Here is a 967-nt window from a genome sequence, read left to right on the forward strand (position 1 = left end):
CATAGTGCCGTTAGATGAAATTGACGATGAGGCAGCAGAGCTTCCATCAACATATATATGCAATTCATCGGCAGATAAGTCCCAGGTTACGCCAAGATGAACCCACGTTCCCGCAACAACTGAGTTAGCACTTGTGTATAAGTTGAAATCAAGATCCGCGCTATCTTCCAAGGCAAATCGTAAGCGACCATCATTTAATTTTGCCAAGAAGAAATACTTATCGTTAGAATTTCCTATGACATCGGTAGTTGCATCAATTAAGGTCTTATCTCCACTCCCCACCCAGTTCTCTTCAGCTCGATACCAAAGCACAATAGTCCCTTGACTCCCTACGTCTGTGTCCAAGTCCAGCTGTGAGTCAATGGCATCAATCGTTGCTGAATTTGAGTTGTCGGGAATAAAACTACCTTTACAAACCTGGCCGCTGGCATGGGACTCTGCACTACCGACACTTAATCCCGCATTACCGTTACCCGAATAATCCTCGATCGACACGCCTGCGCCCGACCAATTATTTTGCTCAAAGGCAAAGTGAGCAAGAGGCTGATAGGCGCCACATGAACGTGTCTCGGTATATAAGGCATTCACTTGCGAATCACTTAGAACGCTGTTGTATATTTTGACTTCATCTAGCTGACCTTGAAAGTACTCTGGCGAACCACCTGTATCTTCTATCCGGCCGATACTCGTGAAAGAGTTGCCAATCACACCTGCTGCTGCGGTGCCACTTTGATCCAACACGCCATCAATATATATTTTATACGCACCACTACCGGCATCACGTGTTAGTACCACATGATGAAAGCTATTATCATTGATCACTCCTGAGGATTTTGTTGAGTAATCGTTACCGACCGATAAGCCAATATGGCCCGAGGCATCGATCCAGCCCCAAAAGATATCGTCGGAGCCTCCCGCCTCTTCTATACCTGCAATACCGGGCGCCTGCCATCCGGTATTATTTCCT

At 46.4% G+C, this 967-nt stretch carries 1 protein-coding gene; it reads right to left on the reverse strand.

Going from position 1 to position 967, the window contains the following annotated elements:
• The coding region (locus A3766_RS05905) for a LamG domain-containing protein (RefSeq protein ID WP_197479366.1) at positions 1-967 on the reverse strand (967 nt) is incomplete at both ends.

The organism is Oleiphilus sp. HI0132, from assembly GCF_001635845.1.